The sequence below is a fragment of the Paenibacillus glufosinatiresistens genome (genome assembly GCF_031470375.1).
In the GTDB taxonomy this organism is placed as follows: Bacteria; Bacillota; Bacilli; order Paenibacillales; family Paenibacillaceae; genus Paenibacillus_AQ; species Paenibacillus_AQ glufosinatiresistens.
In genome coordinates this window covers 176,645-196,295 of sequence record NZ_JAVFHT010000001.1, presented here as the reverse complement: position 1 = coordinate 196,295, position 19,651 = coordinate 176,645, and the positions used below count along the sequence as shown (strand labels likewise).

The following is a 19,651-nucleotide window of genomic DNA, read 5'->3' as shown; positions in this document are numbered from 1 at the left end:
TTAACTGCGCCCTTATGAATATTACTGCAACCGCTAGACAAAATCAATGATTCCGGGGTGATTTCATGTAAAACTCATATGTAATTTGTGAAAAACAGTACACAGATACGAAAAGCAATTTGATAGATTGAGAGACCCTGATCGGCAAAAAGCGGCCTGCTCTCGCTGGGCGGGAGCAGGCCGCTATGGCTATTCCTCTATTCCGGACTCAAGGCGGCTTCTTCGGGAAGCGCCTCTTCTTCGCGGGCTTCGGCATATTCGCCGATCTTGCGAAATTTCAGGTAGCGGTCCTCCCGCAGCTCGTCGGCGTCCATGACGGACAGCTCCTGCAGATGACGGATAATTGCTTCCTTAATATGTCCGGCTGTCGCTTCATAATCGGCATGCGCTCCGCCCTTCGGCTCGGGCACGATCTCCTCGACGACTTCCATGGCCAGCAGATCGGCGGCCGTAATCTTCATCGCTTCCGCCGCCTTGTCGGCTTTGGTGGCGTCCTTCCACAGAATGGAAGCGGCTCCGTTCGGAGAAATGACGGAATAGATCGCATGCTCCAGCATCAGCACCCGGTTGCCGACGGCCATGGCCAACGCTCCGCCGCTTCCGCCTTCGCCGATGACAACGCAGATGACCGGAACCCGAAGCTTCGACATCTCCAGCAGATTCCGGGCGATGGCCTCGGACTGCCCCCGCTCCTCGGCCGTATTGCCGGGATAAGCGCCCTTGGTATCAATAAAAGTAATAATGGGGCGCCGGAACTTGTCCGCCTGCTGCATCAGCCGCAGCGCCTTGCGGAAGCCCTCGGGATGAGCGCTGCCGAAGAAGCGGGCAATATTGTCCTTGGTGTCCTTCCCGCGCTGCTGCCCGATTACCGTAACGGGCTGCCCGTCCAGCTTGGCAATGCCCCCGACTACGGCCAGATCGTCGCCGAAGAGCCGGTCGCCGTGCAGTTCCAGGAAATCGTCGAAGATGAGATTCATCAGATCAAGCGAGGTCGGCCGGCCGTGATGGCGGGCCAGGTGCATTTTCTGCGAAGGCGTAATATTGGCGTATATTTCATCTTCCAGCAGCCGGTAGCGTTCTTCCAGCCTGGCAATCTCTTCGCTGAAATCAATGCCCTTCTCTGCGCCGAACTGCTGCAGTTCCATGATCTTCTTGCGCATTTCCGCCAGAGGGGTCTCAAAAGGCAATTCGCCCGCCATTTCAGCAGCCCCCTTTCGTGTCATGCAGCTCCAGCAGCCTGGAGAGCTTGGACCGCATTTCCTTGCGGTGAACCACAAGATCCAATTGTCCGTGCTTTAAATTGAACTCCGCCGTCTGAAAGTCATCCGGCAGCTTCTGCCGGATCGTCTGCTCAATGACAATCCGTCCGGCAAAGCCGAATACCGCTCCCGGCTCGGCAATGATAATATCGCCCAGACTTGCAAAGCTGGCGGATACGCCGCCTGTAGTCGGGTCGGTAATGATCGACAAATAAAGGCCTCCGGACTCGCCGAACCGGGCGAGAGCGGCGCTCGTCTTCGCCATCTGCATGAGACTGAGAATGCTCTCCTGCATCCGGGCGCCGCCCGAGGTCGAGAAGATCAGCAGCGGCAGACGCTGCACGGTCGCTTCCTCGACGGCCCGGGTAATCTTCTCTCCGACGACCGAGCCCATGCTGCCCGAAAAGAATTCAAAATCCATAACGGCGATCATGACGGCATGTCCGTCAATGGTCCCTATGCCGGTGATGACCGCTTCTTCGCGGCCGGTCTTCAGCTTCTGCTGCTCCAGCTTCGAGGCGTAGCCCGGGAATTGCAGCGGATCGACCGAAGTCATGCCGGCGTCGAATTCCACGAAGCTGCCCTCATCCAGCGTGATGGCAATCCGCTCGGCGGCGTTCAGCCGCATGTGATAGCCGCAGGCCGGACATACTTTCAGGTGCTTCTCCAGTTCCTTGCTGTACTGGATAGAGCCGCACTTGGCGCATTTGCTCATCAATCCTTCGGGAACTTCCCGCTTCGGGCGTTCACCGGGTTCCGGCTCGCCGCTGCGCAGCGCGCGCTGGGATGGAATAGTCGCGTATTTCCGTTTTTTCTGAAATAAGTCTTTGAACACAACCGCACCTCTCAGCACATTATTGGCGTTATGCAGCCTGCCGTTCACTGCTCTCCCGTTCCCGACGTCGGCGGGCTACGGGTGCAGAATCAGGTTAAGCACTTCCTGGACTTCTTCCAATTCTCCGGAAGGAACGAGAATTTCAAATTGCTGCTTGGACATATTGACCGGGCGGCTCTGGACCAGAAATCCTTCTTCCGTCAGCTTACTCTTGATCATATCCGCCATCCTGGCGGTAGGCGCAATATAGATGACCGTCCACATGTCCCGACAAGTCCTCCCCTTCCTCAATCAGCCGTACCCGTACGTTGGAACCATGATAACACAGTTTACTTTTTTCCTGCAACAGAGTCCGGGCATAGGACAAAGGGCCGCGCCGCGTCCCCGGAAGGACGCAGAGCGGCTCTGCGGTGCGGAATAAAAGGCTTCGCGAACGCCCCGTTCAGGCATCGAAATATTGCCTTGCTCCCTCATGCCGGTGGGCAATCCGCGCCGATGCGGCCGCCGCGATGCTGGCGACCAGATCGTCGAGAAAGACATGAATGCCTCGGGTTTTGTCGTTGAGCATGCCGATAACGCCGGGTTTGTTCTTGTCGAGATAGCCGAAGCCGGTCAGGCCAATCATGCCGTATACGCCGGTGATGCCGAGCGCCAGCGTCTCGTCCGCCCCGTAGAGGGATTCGTCCGCCTCCATTACGGCCTGCAGCGGCTGGGGCAGCAGCTTCCGCTCGGCCAGCTCATCCAGGGCGATCCCCGTCATCAGCGTATATTGCACCTCTCTCTTGCCGAGGACGGCCCGGACGCTCGCCGCGCATTCCTCCTGCTTCAACTCCGGATAATAGACTGACTGAAGGGCATGGACAATCTCTGCAATCGATTCGATGGAGACGCCCCTGCGCTCCAGCATGTCCGCCGCGACTTGGTATGACATCCGCGTTCTCCCCTTTGCTGCGCCGGTTAAGTCCGGCCGTCTCCTACTCTATGCGCGCAAAAGGCAAAACGTTCTTATTTGATAACGACCGTTCCCTCCCCGAGCATCGCCTCGATGCCCCGGACCAGCTCCGGGACCGGCTCGACCCGGTAGCTGTCGCTGAGCGCGAGCAGCTTCTGTCGGCTCTCGTAGAAGAGCAGCGTCGGCACGCTGCCCGGATGGCGGCGCAGCAGCTCCTGCAGGCCCGGCAGGAGACCCTGCTCTTCGGCCTGCGGCGTGATCTTGATGAACGCGCGCAGCCCGGCGCCCGTTGGGGAGCCGTCCCCTGAGGCTCCGGCGGACGAAGCGCGGGCTGCGCCGCCCGTGCCCGTCCCCGGCGGACGCCCCGGGGACGCTGCGGACCGCGGAGCCGCGCCGGCTTGACGCGGCGCGGCCGTCAAGCCGCCGGCCTGCGCAGGCCCGGCGCCCCCCCGCGGCCGGGAAGCCGCAGCTTCCCGGCGCCGCAGCAGGGCGCGCACGGCGTCCAGCGTGAGCGGCGCGAGCTCTTCGGCCAGCAGCTTGAAGCCTTCGTCCTGCTGCTGGACCCTGGCGCGCAGCGCCAGCAGCGCGCCTTTCTGGGCGGCGCTGCGGCTGCGCTTCCACACTTCGGGGAAGAGCACGACCTCGCAGCGGTCAATCTGGTCCTCCCACTCGACAAAGGCCATCGCTTTGCCGGCCTTTGTCATAATCTCCTTGATGGACACGATTCTCCCCGCCGTCACGGCCATGCTCTCGTCAGGGGCCTCCTCCAGCTCCACCAGACGCTGCACGCCCGGCTCCTCCAGCAGCTCTTCGGCATCGTCCAGCGGATGGCCCGACAAATACAGGCCGAGCAGCTCCCGCTCCAGCTCCAGCTGCTGGGCGGCCGAGAACCGGGGAATGTCCGGATAGGAGATGTCCCAGTTCGGCGATTCGATCAGATCGTCGAAGAGCTGGATCTGCAGTTCATCCCGCTCCTTCCGCCATTTCACGGCGGCATCCACCGTCTCGTCCAGCATCGCCAGGAGCTGGGCCCGGTGGCCGGGCAGGCTGTCGAAGGCTCCGGCCTGAATCAGCGACTCGATGACCCGCTTGTTGCAGACGCGAAGGTCGACCCGGCGGCAGAAATCGAGCAGGCTGTCGAACCGCCGCTCCTTCCGGGCCTCCAGAATGCCTTCAACGGCCAGCGTGCCGACGTTCTTGATCGCCGCCAGCCCGAAGCGGATATGCCCGCTGCCGGATTCCCCGCCTCCGGCGCTCGACGGCGTGAAGGTCACCCCGCTGCCGTTGACGTCCGGCGGCAGGACAGAGATGCCCATTCTCCGGCAGTCCAGCACATATTCGGCCACCTTGCGGTGAACCCCCATGACAGCCGTCAGCATGGCGGCCATGAACGGCACCGGATGATGGGCCTTGAGATAGGCCGTCTGGAACGCCAGAACGCCGTAGGCGGCAGCATGGGCCCGGGGGAAGCCGTAGTCGGCGAAGCGGACAATCATATCATAGACGGCATTGGCGTCCGCCTCCCGGTAACCCTGCTTCAGACTGCCGGCGACAAAATGCCCGCGTTCGCGGTCCAGCGTCTCGCGCTTCTTCTTCGAGACGGCGCGGCGCAGAAGATCGGCTTCGCCCAGCGAGAAGCCCGCCATGCGGGAGGCGATCTGCATAATCTGTTCCTGATAGACGATAATCCCGTACGTATCGGCGAGAATCGGGATGAGATCGGGGTGGGGATACTCCACCTCCGCCAGCCCGTGTTTGCCCTGAATATATTTCGGGATGAACTCCATCGGTCCCGGACGGTACAGCGCCAGGACGGAGACGATATCCTCAAAGGCCGTCGGCCGCAGCTCCTTGAGCACTCTTCTCATGCCCGCCGACTCCAGCTGAAAGACGCCGGTTGTCTCGCCGCGTCCCAGCATCTCGTAGGTCGCCGGATCATCGTCGGCAATGCCGCGGAAGTCGGGGGCCGAGCCGGCAAGCTGCGCGATCCAGTCTGTGCAGCGCTCGATGATCGACAGGGTGCGCAGCCCGAGGAAGTCCATCTTCAGCAATCCGATCGCTTCCAGATGCTCCATGGAGTACTGCGTCAGCGCCGTTCCTTCATTGCCCTCCTGCAGCGGCACCGCGTCGGTCAGCGGACCGCGCGAGATTACAACGCCCGCCGCATGGGTCGAAGCGTGCCGGGGCATGCCCTCGACCTTCATCGCCATGTCCAGCAGCTCCCGGACCCGGGGGCTGCCCTCATAGAGCGCCTTGAGATCGGGGCTGCTCTCCAGCGCGCGCGCAATGCTGATCCCGAGCTGGCCGGGAATCAGCTTCGCCGCCTTGTCAACTTCGCCGTACGGCAAATTCAGCGCCCGTCCGACGTCGCGAACGGCGGCGCGGGCGGCCATGGTGCCGAAGGTGATGATCTGGGCGACATGCGATTCGCCGTATTTAGCGGCAACGTAGGCAATCACCTCATCGCGCCGCTCGTCGCTGAAGTCGATGTCGATATCGGGCATGGTTACCCGTTCGGGGTTCAGGAAGCGCTCGAACAGCAGATTGTACTTCAGCGGATCGACATCCGTAATCCGCAAGCAATACGCCGTCAGACTGCCCGCCGACGAGCCGCGCCCCGGTCCGGTCGCAATGCCTTGGCGGTGGCAGTAGGCAATGAAGTCCCAGACAATCAGAAAATAATCGCTGAAGCCCATGCTCTCGATGACGCCAAGCTCATACTCCAGCCTATCCTGCGCTTCCTGCCGGGAACTCGGCTCTTCCCAGCGCGCCGTGCCCGCGTACCGTTCCTCCAGCCCTGCCAGGCAGAGACGGCGAAGATAAGCCGGGGCGTCCAGCCCATCCGGAATCGGGTCGTACGCCGGGAGAATATGTCTGCCGAATTCCAGCTCCAGATTGCATTTCTCCGCGATGGCCGCCGTGTTGGCGATCGCCTCCGGCACATGCGGGAACAGCGCCGCCATCTCGGCGTCGTTCTTCAGATAGAGCTGGTCGGTGCCGATCTTCAGCCGGTCTTCGTCATCCACCGTCTTGCCGGTCCCGATGCAGATCAGCACATCCTGCATGGCGGCGTCTTCCCGGGACAGGTAGTGGACATCATTGGTGGCTGCAAGCCCGATGCCGAGTTCCCCGGCAAGCGCGATCAGCTTCGGATTGACCCGTTTCTGCTCCACCAGGCCGTGGTCCTGCAGCTCCAGATAGAAGTCTTCTCCGAAAATCTCCCGGTACCGCAGGGCGGCGCGCCGGGCCTCTTCCTCCCGGCCGTGCAGCAGATGCTGCGGCACCTCGCCGCCCAGACATGCGCTGAGGCAGACGAGCCCCTCTGCGTACGCCGCCAGCAGCTCCATATCAATGCGCGGTTTATAATGGTAGCCTTCGAGATGGCCGGCCGAAACCAGCTTCATGAGGTTCCGGTAACCCGTCTCCGACTTGGCGAGCAGAATGAGGTGATAAATCGGCTGATCCTTGCGGCTCCCCCGCTCCTTCCGGGAGCCCGCCGTCAAATAAACCTCGCAGCCGATGATCGGCTTGATGCCGTGTTCGCGGCATGCTTTATAGAAGGGAATGGCCCCGTACATGACGCCGTGATCGGTCAGCGCCAGCGAGGTCATGCCGTAATCGGCGGCGCGGCGCGCGAGTTCCGAGATGCGCGCGGCCCCGTCCAGTAAACTGTATTCGCTGTGCACATGCAGATGCACGAAAGGGGTCATGCTCCCACTTCCTTCCGGCCTTCGCCTGACTTGAATTCCTTCCCTACATTTTATCATATTGCCGGGGGAGCCGCCCATACAATGGGAAGAGAGCGGGGACAGGCCGCAAGCGGCTGCTGGCGGCAGCCCCGCTTCCGGCGAAAGGAGGATTCGGATGGGCACTTTTCTGAGCAAGGCCATCCTTGATTTTTTCATTGCCTTCGGCATTGTGCTGGGCGGGGCCATGCTTGGGGGCATAGGCGCGGTCTTCTCGCTGCAGCCGCCGACGGTCACCATGCTTGACGTGGCGGACCGCATCAAGATCTGGGCGCTTGCTGCTGCCGTCGGGGGGACGATTGACCCGATGCGGGTAATCGAGAGCAACATGCTGGGGGGGAACCTCTCGCCGGCCATCAAGCAGATCCTGTACCTGGTGTTCGCGTTCCTTGGAGCGCATATGGGCAGCGAGCTGGTCAAATGGGTTGCAGGCAGGGGGTAGACCATGCGGATTCCTCCTTTCGGCCGGTTCCGCCGGTTCTCGCAGCTGGCCGCTTCCTGTGTGCTCGGCATGGTGCTCGGCAGCGTATTCTATAATTCCGTCTTTCACGCCGGGTACAATGCGCTCTGGCTCGACAATCAGGACCTGCGGGTCCGGCTCTCCCAATACGAGAAAGACATCGTTACGCTGAAGAAATACAAGAACAGCAGCTCCGTCATCAAGGAGATCAAAATCCGCGCCGAAGACGCCTCCGCGCGCGGCGAGACATCCGTCCCGGATGCGGTTACCGTCAAGGATATCGTCAACCGGCTGGGGGCCGATCTCGCCCCGATGCGGGGACGGAGCGTGTTCGATATCGACACCGACGCCAAGATGGCCCGCCTGCTGCTCGGCGGCAAGGTCTATATCGTCCGGGACAAGGAGTATGCTGTCACAATCCGGACGATGCTTGTCATGGAAGGCGTGCTGCAGATTTGGGTGGAGATCGGGCCGGCGCGCCGCCCGTAGCGGCCTCCGGGACGGCTATCCGTCCAAGAAGATCCAGCCTTGGACTCCAAAGAAAGTTCAGCCGTCAACAAGAGACCTTCAACAGAAAGAAACATCCGTCTGAAATAAACATCCATTGCCAAGAAGCCGCCGGGACGCTAGCCCCGGCGGCTTCTGCTTCTGTTGCTATGAAGAGGCCTGCTTCGGCCTGCACGGCCCCGTCTTCAGCGCCGCACCAGCATCCGCACCAGCGGCACCTGGAGGATCTGCTTCTTGATCCGCTTGCGGCCGAATTCCCGCTTCACTTGGCCGTATACCCCCGGGCAGTGGTCCCGGGTCCAGCGGAACATGTAGCTGTAATCCTCCGAAGTCTTCGCGGAATTTCTAAGATAGTAGACGATCGTATCATAGGAAGTGTTCTCGAACCAGGGGGTCAGCTCTTGGTTCCGGTAGCCGTAGCGATCCAGGGCAAGCTGGCGGATGCTCCGCTTCTCTTCCAGATTGCGCACCAGGAAGTCGCGGCTGAGGCTGAAGGTGATATTGCTGCCGTGAATCCGGTAGACTCCGGCGACGCAGTCGATGAATCCGGCGTCTCCAACCAGCAGCGAGCGGAGATAAATGGACGAGTCATTCACCATGTTCATCTGCGAGATGTTCATGTCGATCAGGGCCTGACGCCGGAAGACCGTCGTCAGCGTCGAGGCGGGCTTGCCGTAGCCCGGCCGCTCGAAGTTCAGGAAGAAATCCCGCCGCCCGGTAACCTCCGCCAGTCCCAGCTCCTGCAAATCCAGCCGCCGCTCCGCGGTGTACTCCAGAAAGACATTGGCGGCGACGAACGACAGATCCGGGTGTTCCCGGTGAAAAGCGACCGCCCGGCTGAAATACCCCGGGTCGATCAGATAATCGTCATCGTCCAGGAACAGGACGAATTCTCCGTCGCCGTGCGCCTCGAAGGCGGCCAGCCGGTTGACGCCGGGGCCCCGGTTGGCCTCGTTGCGCATATAGAATACCCGTTCATCGCCGCCGGATAGCCCGCGCATGAGCGTGTCCGTTCCATCCGTGGAGGCGTCGTCGATAACGGTCACTTCCTTGTTCGGATAATCCTGCGCCAGAATGCTCTCAACCGCCTGCTTCAGAAAGTCCCGGCGGTTGTAAGTCGTAATGATGACGCTGACTTTGGGCGCTGCCTCCTCTCCGGCGGCCTGCGAACCGGCGGATTCCCGGAAGGCAGAGCCGCCGGTGCGAAGCTTGGCCAGAACCCCGGCCAGACGCTCCGCCTCGGGCGTACCGTCCAGTTCCGGCCGGCTCCGCAGATACAGGGCCAGCGCACCGGGCGCATCCCTGCCGTCCGCCTGCCGAATCGCCAGCCGGGCAAGCGTATCCAGCGATTCCCGGAATTCCGTCTCTTCCCTGTCCGCAAGAGCGCGGATTTCTCCGCTCAGCGCCCCGCTCTGCAGCCGTCCCCCGCCTGCGGACAGTTCATCCGCCAGGGCATCCATCAGCCGCCTTTCGGCTCCGGCGGCCCCTTGTTCCTGCTGTATCATATGCGCATCCCTCCATGTACAGGTAATAAATCTTGGGTTGGCTCAGTGGCGGACAGCAGCGGCTTAGCGGCAGCCGAGCTCCGATGCCGCGCCGCCTCAGGACGCATCGGCCGAAGGCTTGCCCGGCATCAGCTTCGCTCTCAGCTTCAGCCCGATCCCGCGGAACATGCCGAGGCTGTAGCGGAAGACCTCCCGCTCCAAGAGCGATGCGACCCCGGCGTACACGGGCAGCACCACACAGCCGAGAAGCACGGCTCCGGCGATAATCGAGAGATAGGAATCGAAGGCAAAGTCAATGCGGTCGGCGGCGAAGACCATGGCCCCGAACAGCGCGATATTGACCAGCCAGCGGCGGAAGGTAATCCAGGGGCTGCGATCCAGCAGACGCCGGTTGGCATAGATGACGATGTCCGCCGAACGGTAGACGAGGGCCAGAATCGTGCCGAGCAGCACGCCATAGATGCCCATGAAATGCACGAGAACGAGCGAAGCGCCCAGGTTGATGCCGGACTCCAGCAGGGAGCGGCTCAGGGTGTTTTTGAAATGACCCGCAATGTTGATGACATTGTTCGCCGAAGACCGGGCGTTGACCAGCAGCTTCTGGGCCACAAAAAGGACCGGCAGCCAGTACAACACATATTGCGTATCGTTGACGCCCGCCGTATACAGCGTGATGAACGGAAGCATAACCACGTACGTGACCGTCAGCACCGAGAAGACGAAGGACATAAAATACAGCTCATACGCATCATACAGCTTCAGGAACCGGCTTCGCTCCTCATGGAAGCTCTGTCCCAGGGCGAATTTGACGCTTCCGTTCACCGTGTTCACGATGTTGTCCACAATGTTGAAGACCATATTGTACATGACATAGACGCTGACTACCTTCAGATTGGTGAAGAACGTCAGAATCAGCACATCCGTATTGCGGAAAATCATGTAGGAGAGCTCATGCAGCAGCACGAAATTCTTCTGGCCGATGGATGCCAGATCGGGCGTGCGGTCGAACTCCATCCAGCCGTAATGGCGCTTCTTGTAGAGATGGAAGACCACCATCTGCAGCAGCGTGACCGCGAAGAATACGGCCTGTACCAGCACTATATCCGCCGTCTGCATCAGGAGAACAATCCGCAGCAGACTGTTCAGAATGTTGCCCACCGTAACGACCGAGGTATCGATATAGCTCTTGCCCTCAGCCATGAGATAGATCCGGAATTTGCCCTGATAGTAATAGTTGATGGCGCCGCCCAGGCCGTTGAAGAGGACGATGCCCATGACTTGCCAGGCGGCAAAACCGGACTCCACGGCAAGCGGATAGACCAGAGCGATGCCGATAACGGCCAGCATGTAATAGAATCCCGTCTTGCGGTAATAAAGGGCGGTTGCCGACAGAATGCCGTTGATCGAGGAACGGTCTCCCTGGGCAATCGGCTTGTAGAGGGCCTGCAGCGACGCGGAACCGACTCCCGCCTCAAGCAGGGAGAGATAGGCGATGATCTGGATCACCGAGGAGACGAGCCCGTTCGCCTCCGATCCGTAATTGACCATCAGCAGACGAGGAATGAAGAAGCTGAGTACGATGGTGATAAGCTGGCTGCCGAGGCCGAGCGCGAGATTGAGAAGGCTCCGTCTAGTTCTCATGGTTCCTCCCTGCCAGAACCCGGCGGCCCGCGTTCTCCGCAGATTCCTCTTCTCCCGGACTGCGCCCGAGATAATGATCCAGCCGTTCAAAATGATATTCGGCCCGCCGCGCCAGTCCCGACACATTCAGCCGTCCGGTCTCCGCGCTGCGCACGACGTCCGTCGGAACCATATCCTCCAGATGTCTCAGATCGCCGTAGCCGCCGCTGAAGCGGGCATCATCCATCACATGCAGCGTCTTGTCGCTGTAGGCGACAGGATAGACCGGCTTGCCGAAGCGCCATCCGAGAATCATGGCATGGAACCGGGTGGCGACGATCAAATCCGCTCCGGCCAGGCAGGCGATAGCCTCGTCGAGATTCGTCCGGTACTTGAAGCAGGACACCCGGTCGGCATACCCGACGGGAATTCGGGCGCTGATCGCTTCCGCAGCCTCTTCGTCGCCTTCATGCTCGCAGAACGACATCAGAACAACGCGGTATCCCGCTTCGATCAGAGCAACGGAGAGATCGCGAAATTTGTCGTAGTAGCGTTCGTCAAGCGATTTCAGACTCTCCCGGTCGGAGGGACGGATTACGGACAGGACCGCTGTCCTGCCGGCTGAGGAAGAAAGTTCCGGCCGGGACGGAACGGTCTGAACGGGATAGCCGAAGATGATATCCGGCGCCACCCGCACGTTCCCGAGATCGCGGAACAGCTCGAAGGAGTGCCGGTCTCTGAAGCAGATATCCGTGCAGCCGGCGAACCCTTCGCGGTGCCGCTCCAGAAAGGCCGGGTCTTTCCAGGGGCCGAAGTTCGCTCCCAGTATGAAGTACGGCTTCCGCCGGCCGTAGACCTCCCTTTTCCATTCCAGATGCTCTTCCCATCCCGGCGTCTCCATGAACACCGATCCGCCAATCTGCACAACGCCGTCGCAGCGGAGAGCCAGCCACTTGATATACAGCTTCTCCACTTCAAGGCTTCGGAAGCGCTTGAGCACCTTCTTGATGGCGCGCAGCCAAATGGCTTCCACCGATCGCACGCTGAGATTGGCCTGGTTCCGGAAACATTCTTTGTACGCCTTCTCGGCAGGAAGAACGAACCTCGTCTCCGGATATCGTTCGCAGAGCATCTTGATGAACAGATCATCGCCCAGGTTCAGCTTGGCATAAGCGTGGATCATCATTTTCCTCAAAATTGCATCCTTCCTTTCTCTGAGCGTTATCTCCCGGAAAAGAAAAAAACGGGGTCTTTTCAGAAAACCCCTTTACTTAATTGCAATTTTAAAGAAACGATTTTTCAATAGCAATGAAAATGGATCAAATGTAAACTAAGGAACCACATATATAACGCAAAAGTACCATTCCGTTTCCAGGGCGGCTTCTGGCTTCAACCGTGATCCAGGGACTGAAGCAGCATAACGGCTTTACACACCAGATTGTCGAGATGCAGCACCTCGATCTCCAGCTTGCAGGTGCGCCGGCTGCTCTCCAGAAGCCGCGGACGGATCAGAATCGGATCCTCGATCTGGACCGGACGAACGAAGTATGTCGAGAGACTGTCGAGCACATAGTCGCCTCCCGTTCTGTCCTTGGCCGCCCGAAAAGCGGCTTGGGTCATCAGTGTGGACAGTACTCCCTCCGAAATCGTCCCGAGGTCGGTCGCCATCTGCGGAGTAATCAGGCCGTGAAAAAACAAGCGTCCCTCTTCGTCCCGGTCCTCCGCAAATCCGTTCCAGATGAGATGGTCGAATGTCTCCCCAAGCTGCGGCTGCCCTTGGGCATCCCGGAGGCTCTGCATCACTTCCCGGCGCGTGACGACGCCGACCAGCTTGCGGCTGCGGTCTACAATCGGGAGAAAGTCGATGCCTTCCCACATCATGATCTGGGCGGCCGAAGCCAGCGAGGTAGAAAGTCCGGCCGTCACCGGCCCGCGGACCATCGCCTTCTCGATCGAAGCCGAGTCCTCCAGCTCCTCCACATCCCGGCGGCCGACGATTCCGATAACCCGGTTCCATTCGTCCGTCACCGCGAACCGGGTGTCTCCGCTCTCCCGGGAGAGGCGCCGGACCTCCGCGGCCGTGCTGGTGATCTTCAGCAGCTCAGGGCGCGGCTTGCGGCCCATGATATCCTCGACCAGCATGATCTTCTTCTTGATCAGCCGGTCGAAGATCGCCCGGTTGATCATCGAGGCGACGGTGAAGGTATCGTGCCGGGAAGAAATGACAGGAAGCGACAGCTCGTCCGCGAATGCCTTGACCTCCCGGCTTGTGCCGAACCCGCCCGTTACCAGGACTCCGGCCCCCTGTTCCAGGGCCATTGAGTGCACATCGTCCCGGTTGCCGACGATCAGCAGGCTGTCCGCGTCGATATAACGGATCATGGCGTCCACCTTCATCGCACCGATTACATATTTGTGCAAGTGCTTGTCCAGGCCGGCCGCTCCTCCCAGCACATGGCCTTCCACAATCTCCACAACATCGGCGAACGTAAGCTGTTCTGAAATGTTGCGGGGTTTCTTCTCGATCCGAACGGTGCCGATTCGCTCCTTGGTAATTACGATTCCCAAATTCTCCGCTTCCTTGACGGCCCGGTACGCCGTCCCTTCACTCACGTTCAGCTCCCGGGCAAGCTTGCGGACGGAGATCTTCGTGCCGACCTTCAGCGTCTCGATATGCTGAAGCAGCTGTTCGTGCTTGGTAACGGCATCGCCTTGTCCCTCCATCTGTTACACCTCCACTATCCGATCTGTACTACTCTGTATTCATTATACACAGGTGCAGACGCCCGATACAAGCGCAGACGGTCTCCTTCAGCTGCCGTCCGGCCGCGCTTCATCGGAAATAGAAACGACCCGCAGACCCGGCCCCTAAAGGGTGCCGATCTGCGGGTCGTATGATGTGTCGGCGGCAGGTCTACAGCTTGCCCGCCACGCTTCTCTCTCTCCGCCAATCGTCCTCCCAGCGCGAGAGCTTCGCGCGGCGGACGGCTTCCAGGCGCTTCGCCCGTTCGGCATCGACACCGATCAGAAAGTGCAGATGGGCGGCAATAACCATCAGGGCGAATACCGCCCAGGCGATACCGAAGGCAAAGACGGGGCCGGACTGCCGGACCGACAGCTGGGGGATGGCAAAGAGCAGCATTCCAAGGGCAACGGTCAGGCTGAGCGCGTGTTTGATTTTGCTGCGTTTCTTCATTGTACTTAAGCATCTCCTTCATATCGGAAGTCTATGCTCTAGTCTATGAGAGCGTGCAGCGTAATATGAGACAAGTCTTACGCCTGTTCCGGTCCGTACAGATGCTGCAGGCTCTCTGCAATAATCTTGTTCACGTCCTCGATGACACCGCTCAGGCGGCGCTCGGCTTCAAAAAGACGGCGGATGCCCAGATTGAGGTTCAGCACCTCGAACAGCTTCTCCATCTTCTCCATTTCTTCCGGTGCCGGCATATCGCCTTCCATCATCCGCTGCTGAAGCTCCAGCTGGCTGGTGCGGAAGTTGTCCAGCATCTCCCGGCTCGCGGGATCCGCTTCTACCAGCTTCATCGCCGCCATGATGTCGGCCACCTCTGTGCTCTCCTTGATGGCTTGCGCCAGTTCATGCGCTTTGTCGTAAATATTCATTGCTTCGTTCCTCCGTTTCTCTATGGAGGCCGCCAAGGCCAATCACCAAGGGGCAAACGACTCCATATGATGAATGATATGAACCCCCTGACAGCAGGCAACCGGCATCATGCTGCTCACCGGAAGGAGATTCAAGATGTCAAAGCTCAAAATCCCGGTTCACACCGTACACTCCGGCATTCTTCAGGAGAACGCCATCATGCTGGGCGACAAGTACGTCCGAAAGCTCCGGATTCCGGTTCACGGTCCGCTTCAGCTCGCCTTCGGTTCATTCCGTCAGGATGTCACCGTCATACCGGTTCCAAAGTCCGATAATCTGCGCGTCAGCGAGGGATTGGCCCGCCGGGCCGGCTGGGATTCCCGAAACCTGCTGAATGTGTCCTATGTTCCCGGCACCCGCACGATCCGGCTCGGACCGCTGATCGGCGTTCTGGTCAGCCGGGAGTATCCCGACCATCCGGATCGCCTGTTCGGTCCGATCACTCTCTTCTGCCGCGAACTGACGAACGCCTGTCACGCCCAGGGCGCTTTCGTCTGCTTCTTCACGCCCGAAGCGCTCGAGACGGCCGGCTCCGGCATCGTCGGCTGGATCTACGACGGAGGCTGGAAGCGCCGCAAGCTTCCCGTGCCCGACGTCATCAATAACCGCGTCACCTCGCGCAAAGCAGAGAATAAGCCTAGCGTACAGCAATTTCTTGCCGAAGTAAAATCCCGGTACGGCACCCACTTCTTCAATGAAAAGTTCCTCGACAAAACCGAAGTGTTCGAGGCGCTGAGACAGGAACCCGCGCTGCAGCGCTACCTTCCCGAGTCGCATGCCCTCAGCGGCTTCCCGCTCATCAAACGGATGTGCGCCCACTATCCGGTCGTCTTTCTGAAGCCGGTGCGCGGCAGCCTCGGCAAGGGCATTCTGCGGATCTCCCGCGAGGAGGGCGGCAGCTACCGTCTCCAGACCACCACGACGCTCGGGACCCGCACCATCAGCTATCCCAGTCTCGCCAAGCTCTTCCGGGCGGTCGCCCCCAAGATGCGCACCACACGGTACCAGATCCAGCAGGGATTGTCCCTGATCGAAGTCGGCAGGCGGCCGGTCGATTTCCGGGCGCTGGTGCAGAAGAACGGAACGGGCAAATGGGGCGTGACTTCCATCGTCGCCAGGACCGCAGGCAATAACCATTTTGTCTCCAACCTGGCCCGGGGGGGCAGTCTCAGTACGGTAAAAGAAGCGGTAAGCAAGAGCAATCTCCCGGCAGGGACGCGGGACAACGCCACTCTCCAGCTTACGAAGGCATCGCTCGCCATCGCCCGCGGCATCGAGACTTATATTCCCGCCCATTTCGGGGAGCTCGGCATTGACCTCGCCATGGACCAATCCGGCCGGGTCTGGCTGCTGGAAGTGAATTCGAAGCCGTCCAAGAACGACAACACGCCGCTCAACGCCGATCAGAAGATCCGTCCCTCCGTCAAGCAAATGATCCAATACTGCCGCTATCTGGCCAATTTATAGGTGGCGTCATGAGCGATACGATGATCGGAAGGCTTGGCGTCCTCACCGGACGCGGCCAGGGACCCGCACCCGTCACCGAGCCCGAGTTCGTCTCCCGGCTCAGCCAGCTTGCCCCCCGGTTCGGCCTTGAGCTGATCCTCTTCCCGCCGGAGGGCGTAGCCTCCGACGGTTCCATCCCGCACGGCTACGTCCGGACGCCGTCGGGCTGGAAGGAATGCGCCTCTCCGGCTCCCGGCGTGCTCTACAACCGCTTCTTCCCCGCCGACGCCAGGGAGCGCCGCGCCGCAGGCGCCGCGCTGAACGCCCTGCGGGGAGCCGTTCCCCTGTCCCGCGGCCTCCCGGACAAGTGGCGCGTCCACCGGCATCTCGCCGCATCGCCGGCGGCGGGACTGCTCCCGGAGACGCACCTCTACAGCGGGCGCGGCTTCGCGCTGATGCTGGCCGAGCGCGAGGGCGGCGTCTTCCTGAAGCCGGCGGCCGGCTCCCAGGGCCGGGGCGTGCTCCGCGCCGTCCGGCTCCCGGGCGGCGGGCTCCGCCTCGCCGGCCGGGACGCCGGCAACCGCTCCTTCGTCCGCGATTATGCGGACGAAGCGGAAGGCGGAGATACGGTCCGCCGGTTCACCGCCGGCAGACCGTATCTCCTGCAGCCCTGCCTGCCGCTGTGCGACTCGGCGGGAAGGCCGTTCGATCTGCGCGTGCTGGCGCAGAAGGACGGCCGGGCCCGCTGGACGATCAGCGGCATGGCGGTCCGGCTGGGCCGGCCCGGCACGGCGGCCTCGAACCTGCACGGCGGCGGAACCGCCGTGCCGCCGGAGCCTTTCCTCGCGGCCGAGTTCGGGCCCGGGGCGGCCGCCGCCGTCCTGCGCGATGTCCGCGAAGCGGCGGCCGGACTGCCGCCGCTGCTGGAAGCCGGATTCGGCAGGCTGGGCGAGCTTGGCCTGGACTTTGGCATCGATCCGGGCGGCCGCATTTGGCTGCTCGAAGCCAATTCCAAGCCGGGGCGGACGGTCTTCCGGCTGACGGGCGACACCGAAGCCGAACGCCGGGCGGCCGAGAATCCGCTGCGGTACGCGCGCTGCCTGCTGCAATCCAGGCGGCCGGCGGCTTTTCCTAGACAATGATCCTAAGGAGGATTCATAAATGGGTCTTACATTTGGCAACATCCATTTCACCAAGAAGCCTGAACGGGTCGTCTACATCTCGGGCTCGCTGATGAAGAGTCTGAAGCTGTCCGGCAAACGCAGCATCCGGGTCCGGCTCGGCAAGGATACCATCCCGGCGGTGATCAAGCCGATCAAACGCGCCGGGAAGCATCTGTTCCTCGCCTCCGGCGTCCAGCATGCCATCAAGGTGCCCAAGACCGGGGGCGTCTACCTGCGCAACCTGCAGAACGATGAGGTTCAGCTCGGGCCGCTGGTCGGAATTCTCTCCGACGGTCCGCTCTCTTCCGCCAACCCGTTCGGCTCGCGCACCGGGTTCATCAAGCAGCTTCTGCGGGAAGGCGGGCGCATGTGCTACATCTTCGCCTTCACCCCGCGCGACATCGACTGGCAGCAGGAACGGGTGAACGGGTATTTCCTGAATGCCGCCGGACGGTTCGAGCGCAAGCTCGTTCCCCTGCCCGATGTCGTCTATAACCGGCTTCCGAGCAGGCGGGCCGAGACGTCCCAGGCGATCAGCCAGCTCCGCGAACGGTTCATCCGCAGGAGAATCCCGTTCTTCAACTGGAGCTTCTTCAATAAATCCGACATCTACCGGCTGATGGAGAATGATCCCGCCGCCGTCCGCTATGTGCCGGAGACCCACAGCAATCCTGCTCCCGAGCTCATCAGGGAGATGCTGGAGCGGCACCATTTTGTCTACTACAAGCCGTCGGCCGGGAGCCTGGGCATGGGCATCTACCGGCTGACCTATCTGCCCAAGCGGGGCTACTTCGCCCGCTACCGCCGGGGCGGCAAGAATGTGCTGCTGCGCTTCGGCAGCTTCGAGAGCCTCATGCGGATGCTGGAGTCCCGCCACGGACGCAGCCTGCAGAATTATGTGGTACAGCAGGGCATCCGTCTGATCGAAATCGACGGCTGCCCGATCGACTTCCGTTTCCATATGCACAAGAACGGGAACAACCAGTGGGTCGTTGTCGGCATCGGCGCGAAGAAAGCCGGGCGGGGCAGCGTGACGACGCATCTGAAGAACGGGGGCTCGCTGATGACGCCGCAGCAGGCGCTTGGCCGGGTCTTCGGCGCCCGGGCCGACGAGGTGCTCCAGCAGGCCAAGGCGACCGCGATCCGTCTGGCGGAAGCGCTGGAAGCCCAGCACCGCCATCTGATCGGGGAAATCGGGTTCGATCTCGGCATCGATCAGGAAGAGAACATCTGGATGTTCGAAGCGAACGCCAAGCCCGGGCGCTCCATCTTCCGCCACCCCTCCCTGCGCGCTGAAGGCAAAGCTTCCGTTGAGCATATCCTGGAACACTGCCTGTACCTCAGCAAGTTCCGCAGGAGGGATGATCTGTGATCCATTCGACTTCAGCCGAGGGACGGCCGGTTGTCGCCATTCTGACGACAAGCCATCCGGTGAAGCAGTTCCGGGGCAACCGGCGCAATTTCAGGGATCTGATCCGGGCGGGAGGCGAGCTCGGCTGCCTCGTGTATGTGGTAACCGTCCGCGATCTGCGGCTGGAGGAGACGGACATCATCGGCTATGTGCCGGGCCCGGGGCGCCGGAACTGGAATACCGAGATTATGCCGCTGCCGCAGGTCGTCTATAACCGGATTCCAAGCCGGGAACAGGAGAGCAAGCCGGCGGTGCTCCGCAAAATCGGCGAGCTGCTGGAGCATCCCTCCATCCGTCTGTTCAATCCGCGTTTCTTCAATAAATGGGATCTGTTCGAGTGGCTGAAGGGCTCCCGGGCGACCGCCCGGCATGTCCCCGAGACCCGCAAGCTCCGGAGCGCAGCTACGCTGAAGGCTCTGCTGAAGAATCATTCCTCCCTCTATCTCAAGCCTGAAGCGGGCAAAGCCGGAAAAGGGATCATGCGGCTGAAATATGTTCCCGACCACCCTCTGCCCTACCGGCTTCAGGTACAGTCCGGGCAGCGGCATCTAACGTACAAGGCCGCATCGATGGAGCGGCTCTGGAACCGGATCAGCCGGGAGAGAGGCCAGGAACGCTATATTGTCCAGCAGGCGATTGACCTCTCCTCCTACCGGGGCCGTCCGTTCGATCTGCGCGTGCTTGTGCAGAAGAACGGACGCGGGGTCTGGGGCGTGACCGGCATCGGCGCCCGGCTGGCTGGCGCGCGCAGCATTACTACCCATGTGCCGCGCGGAGGCAGCATCGAGGAGCCCGGGAAGCTGCTGGACAACGTCTTCGGAGCCGAGAAGAGCGCCGCCATCCTCCGAAGCGTGCCTGCGGCCGCGCTGCTCATTGCCCGGCAGATCGAGCGGGCCAGCGCTTCCGCACTGGGTGAAATGTCGATGGACCTGGGCGTGGACCGGGAAGGGGGCCTCTGGTTCTTTGAAGCCAATTCCCGGCCCATGAAATTCGACGAACCGCCGATCCGCAGGCTCTCGCTGGAACGGATCATCCAGTATTCCCGCCATCTGGCCGGCCATCCTATAGAAGCAAGAAGGTGAATTG

Annotated in this window: 17 protein-coding genes; 6 read left to right on the top strand and 11 right to left on the bottom strand. The window is 61.2% G+C overall.

Going from position 1 to position 19,651, the window contains the following annotated elements; genetic code table 11:
• Positions 1–197: 197 nt before the first annotated feature.
• The 5 genes from RBI05_RS00800 to RBI05_RS00780 all read right to left on the bottom strand — a co-directional run bounded on the left by RBI05_RS00800 (position 198) and on the right by RBI05_RS00780 (position 6,756).
• Positions 198–1,199, bottom strand: coding sequence for an acetyl-CoA carboxylase carboxyltransferase subunit alpha (locus RBI05_RS00800; protein ID WP_310549785.1), 1,002 nt, complete (start codon positions 1,197–1,199; stop codon positions 198–200).
• Between the two features lies 1 nt (position 1,200).
• Entirely contained in the window at positions 1,201–2,094 is an 894-nt protein-coding gene (gene accD / locus RBI05_RS00795) for an acetyl-CoA carboxylase, carboxyltransferase subunit beta (protein ID WP_310549784.1), read from the bottom strand.
• Positions 2,095–2,169: 75 nt separating this feature from the next.
• Positions 2,170–2,358: a glutamate decarboxylase gene (locus RBI05_RS00790; protein ID WP_150459151.1), complete on the bottom strand. Its 189-nt coding sequence runs from the start codon at positions 2,356–2,358 to the stop codon at positions 2,170–2,172.
• A 178-nt stretch (positions 2,359–2,536) separates the two neighbouring features.
• Entirely contained in the window at positions 2,537–3,025 is a 489-nt protein-coding gene (locus RBI05_RS00785; protein ID WP_150459150.1) for a phosphatidylglycerophosphatase A family protein, read from the bottom strand.
• A gap of 74 nt (positions 3,026–3,099) precedes the next feature.
• Positions 3,100–6,756, bottom strand: coding sequence for a DNA polymerase III subunit alpha (locus tag RBI05_RS00780; RefSeq protein WP_310549783.1), 3,657 nt, complete (start codon positions 6,754–6,756; stop codon positions 3,100–3,102).
• Between the two features lie 154 nt (positions 6,757–6,910).
• On the opposite strand from RBI05_RS00780, the gene RBI05_RS00775 reads away from it, so the two are divergent.
• Entirely contained in the window at positions 6,911–7,234 is a 324-nt protein-coding gene (locus RBI05_RS00775; RefSeq protein WP_150459148.1) for a YtrH family sporulation protein, read from the top strand.
• Positions 7,235–7,237: 3 nt separating this feature from the next.
• Positions 7,238–7,741: a hypothetical protein gene (locus RBI05_RS00770; protein ID WP_310549782.1), complete on the top strand. Its 504-nt coding sequence runs from the start codon at positions 7,238–7,240 to the stop codon at positions 7,739–7,741.
• 203 nt (positions 7,742–7,944) lie between these two features.
• Here the strand turns inward: RBI05_RS00770 and RBI05_RS00765 are convergent, their stop codons facing one another.
• The 6 genes from RBI05_RS00765 to RBI05_RS00740 all read right to left on the bottom strand — a co-directional run bounded on the left by RBI05_RS00765 (position 7,945) and on the right by RBI05_RS00740 (position 14,505).
• Entirely contained in the window at positions 7,945–9,264 is a 1,320-nt protein-coding gene (locus RBI05_RS00765) for a glycosyltransferase family 2 protein (RefSeq protein WP_310549781.1), read from the bottom strand.
• Positions 9,265–9,360: 96 nt separating this feature from the next.
• Positions 9,361–10,905, bottom strand: a complete 1,545-nt coding sequence (locus tag RBI05_RS00760) for a lipopolysaccharide biosynthesis protein (protein ID WP_310549780.1) — start codon at positions 10,903–10,905, stop codon at positions 9,361–9,363.
• On the bottom strand, positions 10,895–12,070 hold the full coding sequence (locus tag RBI05_RS00755) for a polysaccharide pyruvyl transferase family protein (protein WP_310550067.1): 1,176 nt from the start codon (positions 12,068–12,070) through the stop codon (positions 10,895–10,897). The genes RBI05_RS00760 and RBI05_RS00755 overlap by 11 nt, the downstream gene beginning before the upstream one ends.
• Positions 12,071–12,273: 203 nt before the next feature.
• Positions 12,274–13,608: a DRTGG domain-containing protein gene (locus RBI05_RS00750; protein WP_310549779.1), complete on the bottom strand. Its 1,335-nt coding sequence runs from the start codon at positions 13,606–13,608 to the stop codon at positions 12,274–12,276.
• A 190-nt stretch (positions 13,609–13,798) separates the two neighbouring features.
• Complete coding sequence (locus tag RBI05_RS00745; protein ID WP_150459142.1) at positions 13,799–14,080, bottom strand: hypothetical protein; 282 nt, start codon at positions 14,078–14,080, stop codon at positions 13,799–13,801.
• Positions 14,081–14,157: 77 nt separating this feature from the next.
• Positions 14,158–14,505, bottom strand: a complete 348-nt coding sequence (locus tag RBI05_RS00740; protein WP_150459141.1) for a YlbF family regulator — start codon at positions 14,503–14,505, stop codon at positions 14,158–14,160.
• Positions 14,506–14,641: 136 nt separating this feature from the next.
• Between RBI05_RS00740 and RBI05_RS00735 the strand changes: the two genes are divergently transcribed.
• From RBI05_RS00735 to RBI05_RS00720, 4 genes are read left to right on the top strand one after another with little or no spacing between them, the layout of a single operon-like run.
• Positions 14,642–16,012 carry a YheC/YheD family endospore coat-associated protein gene (locus tag RBI05_RS00735; protein WP_310549778.1) on the top strand — a complete coding sequence of 457 codons (1,371 nt, stop codon included), beginning with the start codon at positions 14,642–14,644 and terminating at the stop codon, positions 16,010–16,012.
• Between the two features lie 8 nt (positions 16,013–16,020).
• Entirely contained in the window at positions 16,021–17,133 is a 1,113-nt protein-coding gene (locus RBI05_RS00730) for a YheC/YheD family endospore coat-associated protein (protein WP_310549777.1), read from the top strand.
• A gap of 19 nt (positions 17,134–17,152) precedes the next feature.
• The gene (locus RBI05_RS00725) at positions 17,153–18,526 is read left to right on the top strand and encodes a YheC/YheD family endospore coat-associated protein (protein WP_310549776.1); all 1,374 of its coding nucleotides are present in this window, start codon (positions 17,153–17,155) and stop codon (positions 18,524–18,526) included.
• The gene (locus tag RBI05_RS00720) at positions 18,523–19,647 is read left to right on the top strand and encodes a YheC/YheD family endospore coat-associated protein (RefSeq protein WP_150459137.1); all 1,125 of its coding nucleotides are present in this window, start codon (positions 18,523–18,525) and stop codon (positions 19,645–19,647) included. The genes RBI05_RS00725 and RBI05_RS00720 overlap by 4 nt, the downstream gene beginning before the upstream one ends.
• The last annotated feature ends 4 nt before the right edge of the window (positions 19,648–19,651 follow it).

Bases quoted from the DNA above. Each gene is read 5' to 3' on its own strand.
- RBI05_RS00800 (WP_310549785.1), bottom strand. From the start codon at position 1,199: ATGGCGGGCGAATTGCCTTTTGAGACCCCTCTGGCGGAAATGCGCAAG.
- RBI05_RS00790 (WP_150459151.1), bottom strand. From the start codon at position 2,358: ATGTGGACGGTCATCTATATTGCGCCTACCGCCAGGATGGCGGATATG.
- RBI05_RS00785 (WP_150459150.1), bottom strand. From the start codon at position 3,025: ATGTCATACCAAGTCGCGGCGGACATGCTGGAGCGCAGGGGCGTCTCC.
- RBI05_RS00780 (WP_310549783.1), bottom strand. From the start codon at position 6,756: ATGACCCCTTTCGTGCATCTGCATGTGCACAGCGAATACAGTTTACTG.
- RBI05_RS00775 (WP_150459148.1), top strand. From the start codon at position 6,911: ATGGGCACTTTTCTGAGCAAGGCCATCCTTGATTTTTTCATTGCCTTC.
- RBI05_RS00770 (WP_310549782.1), top strand. From the start codon at position 7,238: ATGCGGATTCCTCCTTTCGGCCGGTTCCGCCGGTTCTCGCAGCTGGCC.
- RBI05_RS00765 (WP_310549781.1), bottom strand. From the start codon at position 9,264: ATGATACAGCAGGAACAAGGGGCCGCCGGAGCCGAAAGGCGGCTGATG.
- RBI05_RS00760 (WP_310549780.1), bottom strand. From the start codon at position 10,905: ATGAGAACTAGACGGAGCCTTCTCAATCTCGCGCTCGGCCTCGGCAGC.
- RBI05_RS00755 (WP_310550067.1), bottom strand. From the start codon at position 12,070: ATGATGATCCACGCTTATGCCAAGCTGAACCTGGGCGATGATCTGTTC.
- RBI05_RS00750 (WP_310549779.1), bottom strand. From the start codon at position 13,608: ATGGAGGGACAAGGCGATGCCGTTACCAAGCACGAACAGCTGCTTCAG.
- RBI05_RS00745 (WP_150459142.1), bottom strand. From the start codon at position 14,080: ATGAAGAAACGCAGCAAAATCAAACACGCGCTCAGCCTGACCGTTGCC.
- RBI05_RS00740 (WP_150459141.1), bottom strand. From the start codon at position 14,505: ATGAATATTTACGACAAAGCGCATGAACTGGCGCAAGCCATCAAGGAG.
- RBI05_RS00735 (WP_310549778.1), top strand. From the start codon at position 14,642: ATGTCAAAGCTCAAAATCCCGGTTCACACCGTACACTCCGGCATTCTT.
- RBI05_RS00730 (WP_310549777.1), top strand. From the start codon at position 16,021: ATGAGCGATACGATGATCGGAAGGCTTGGCGTCCTCACCGGACGCGGC.
- RBI05_RS00725 (WP_310549776.1), top strand. From the start codon at position 17,153: ATGGGTCTTACATTTGGCAACATCCATTTCACCAAGAAGCCTGAACGG.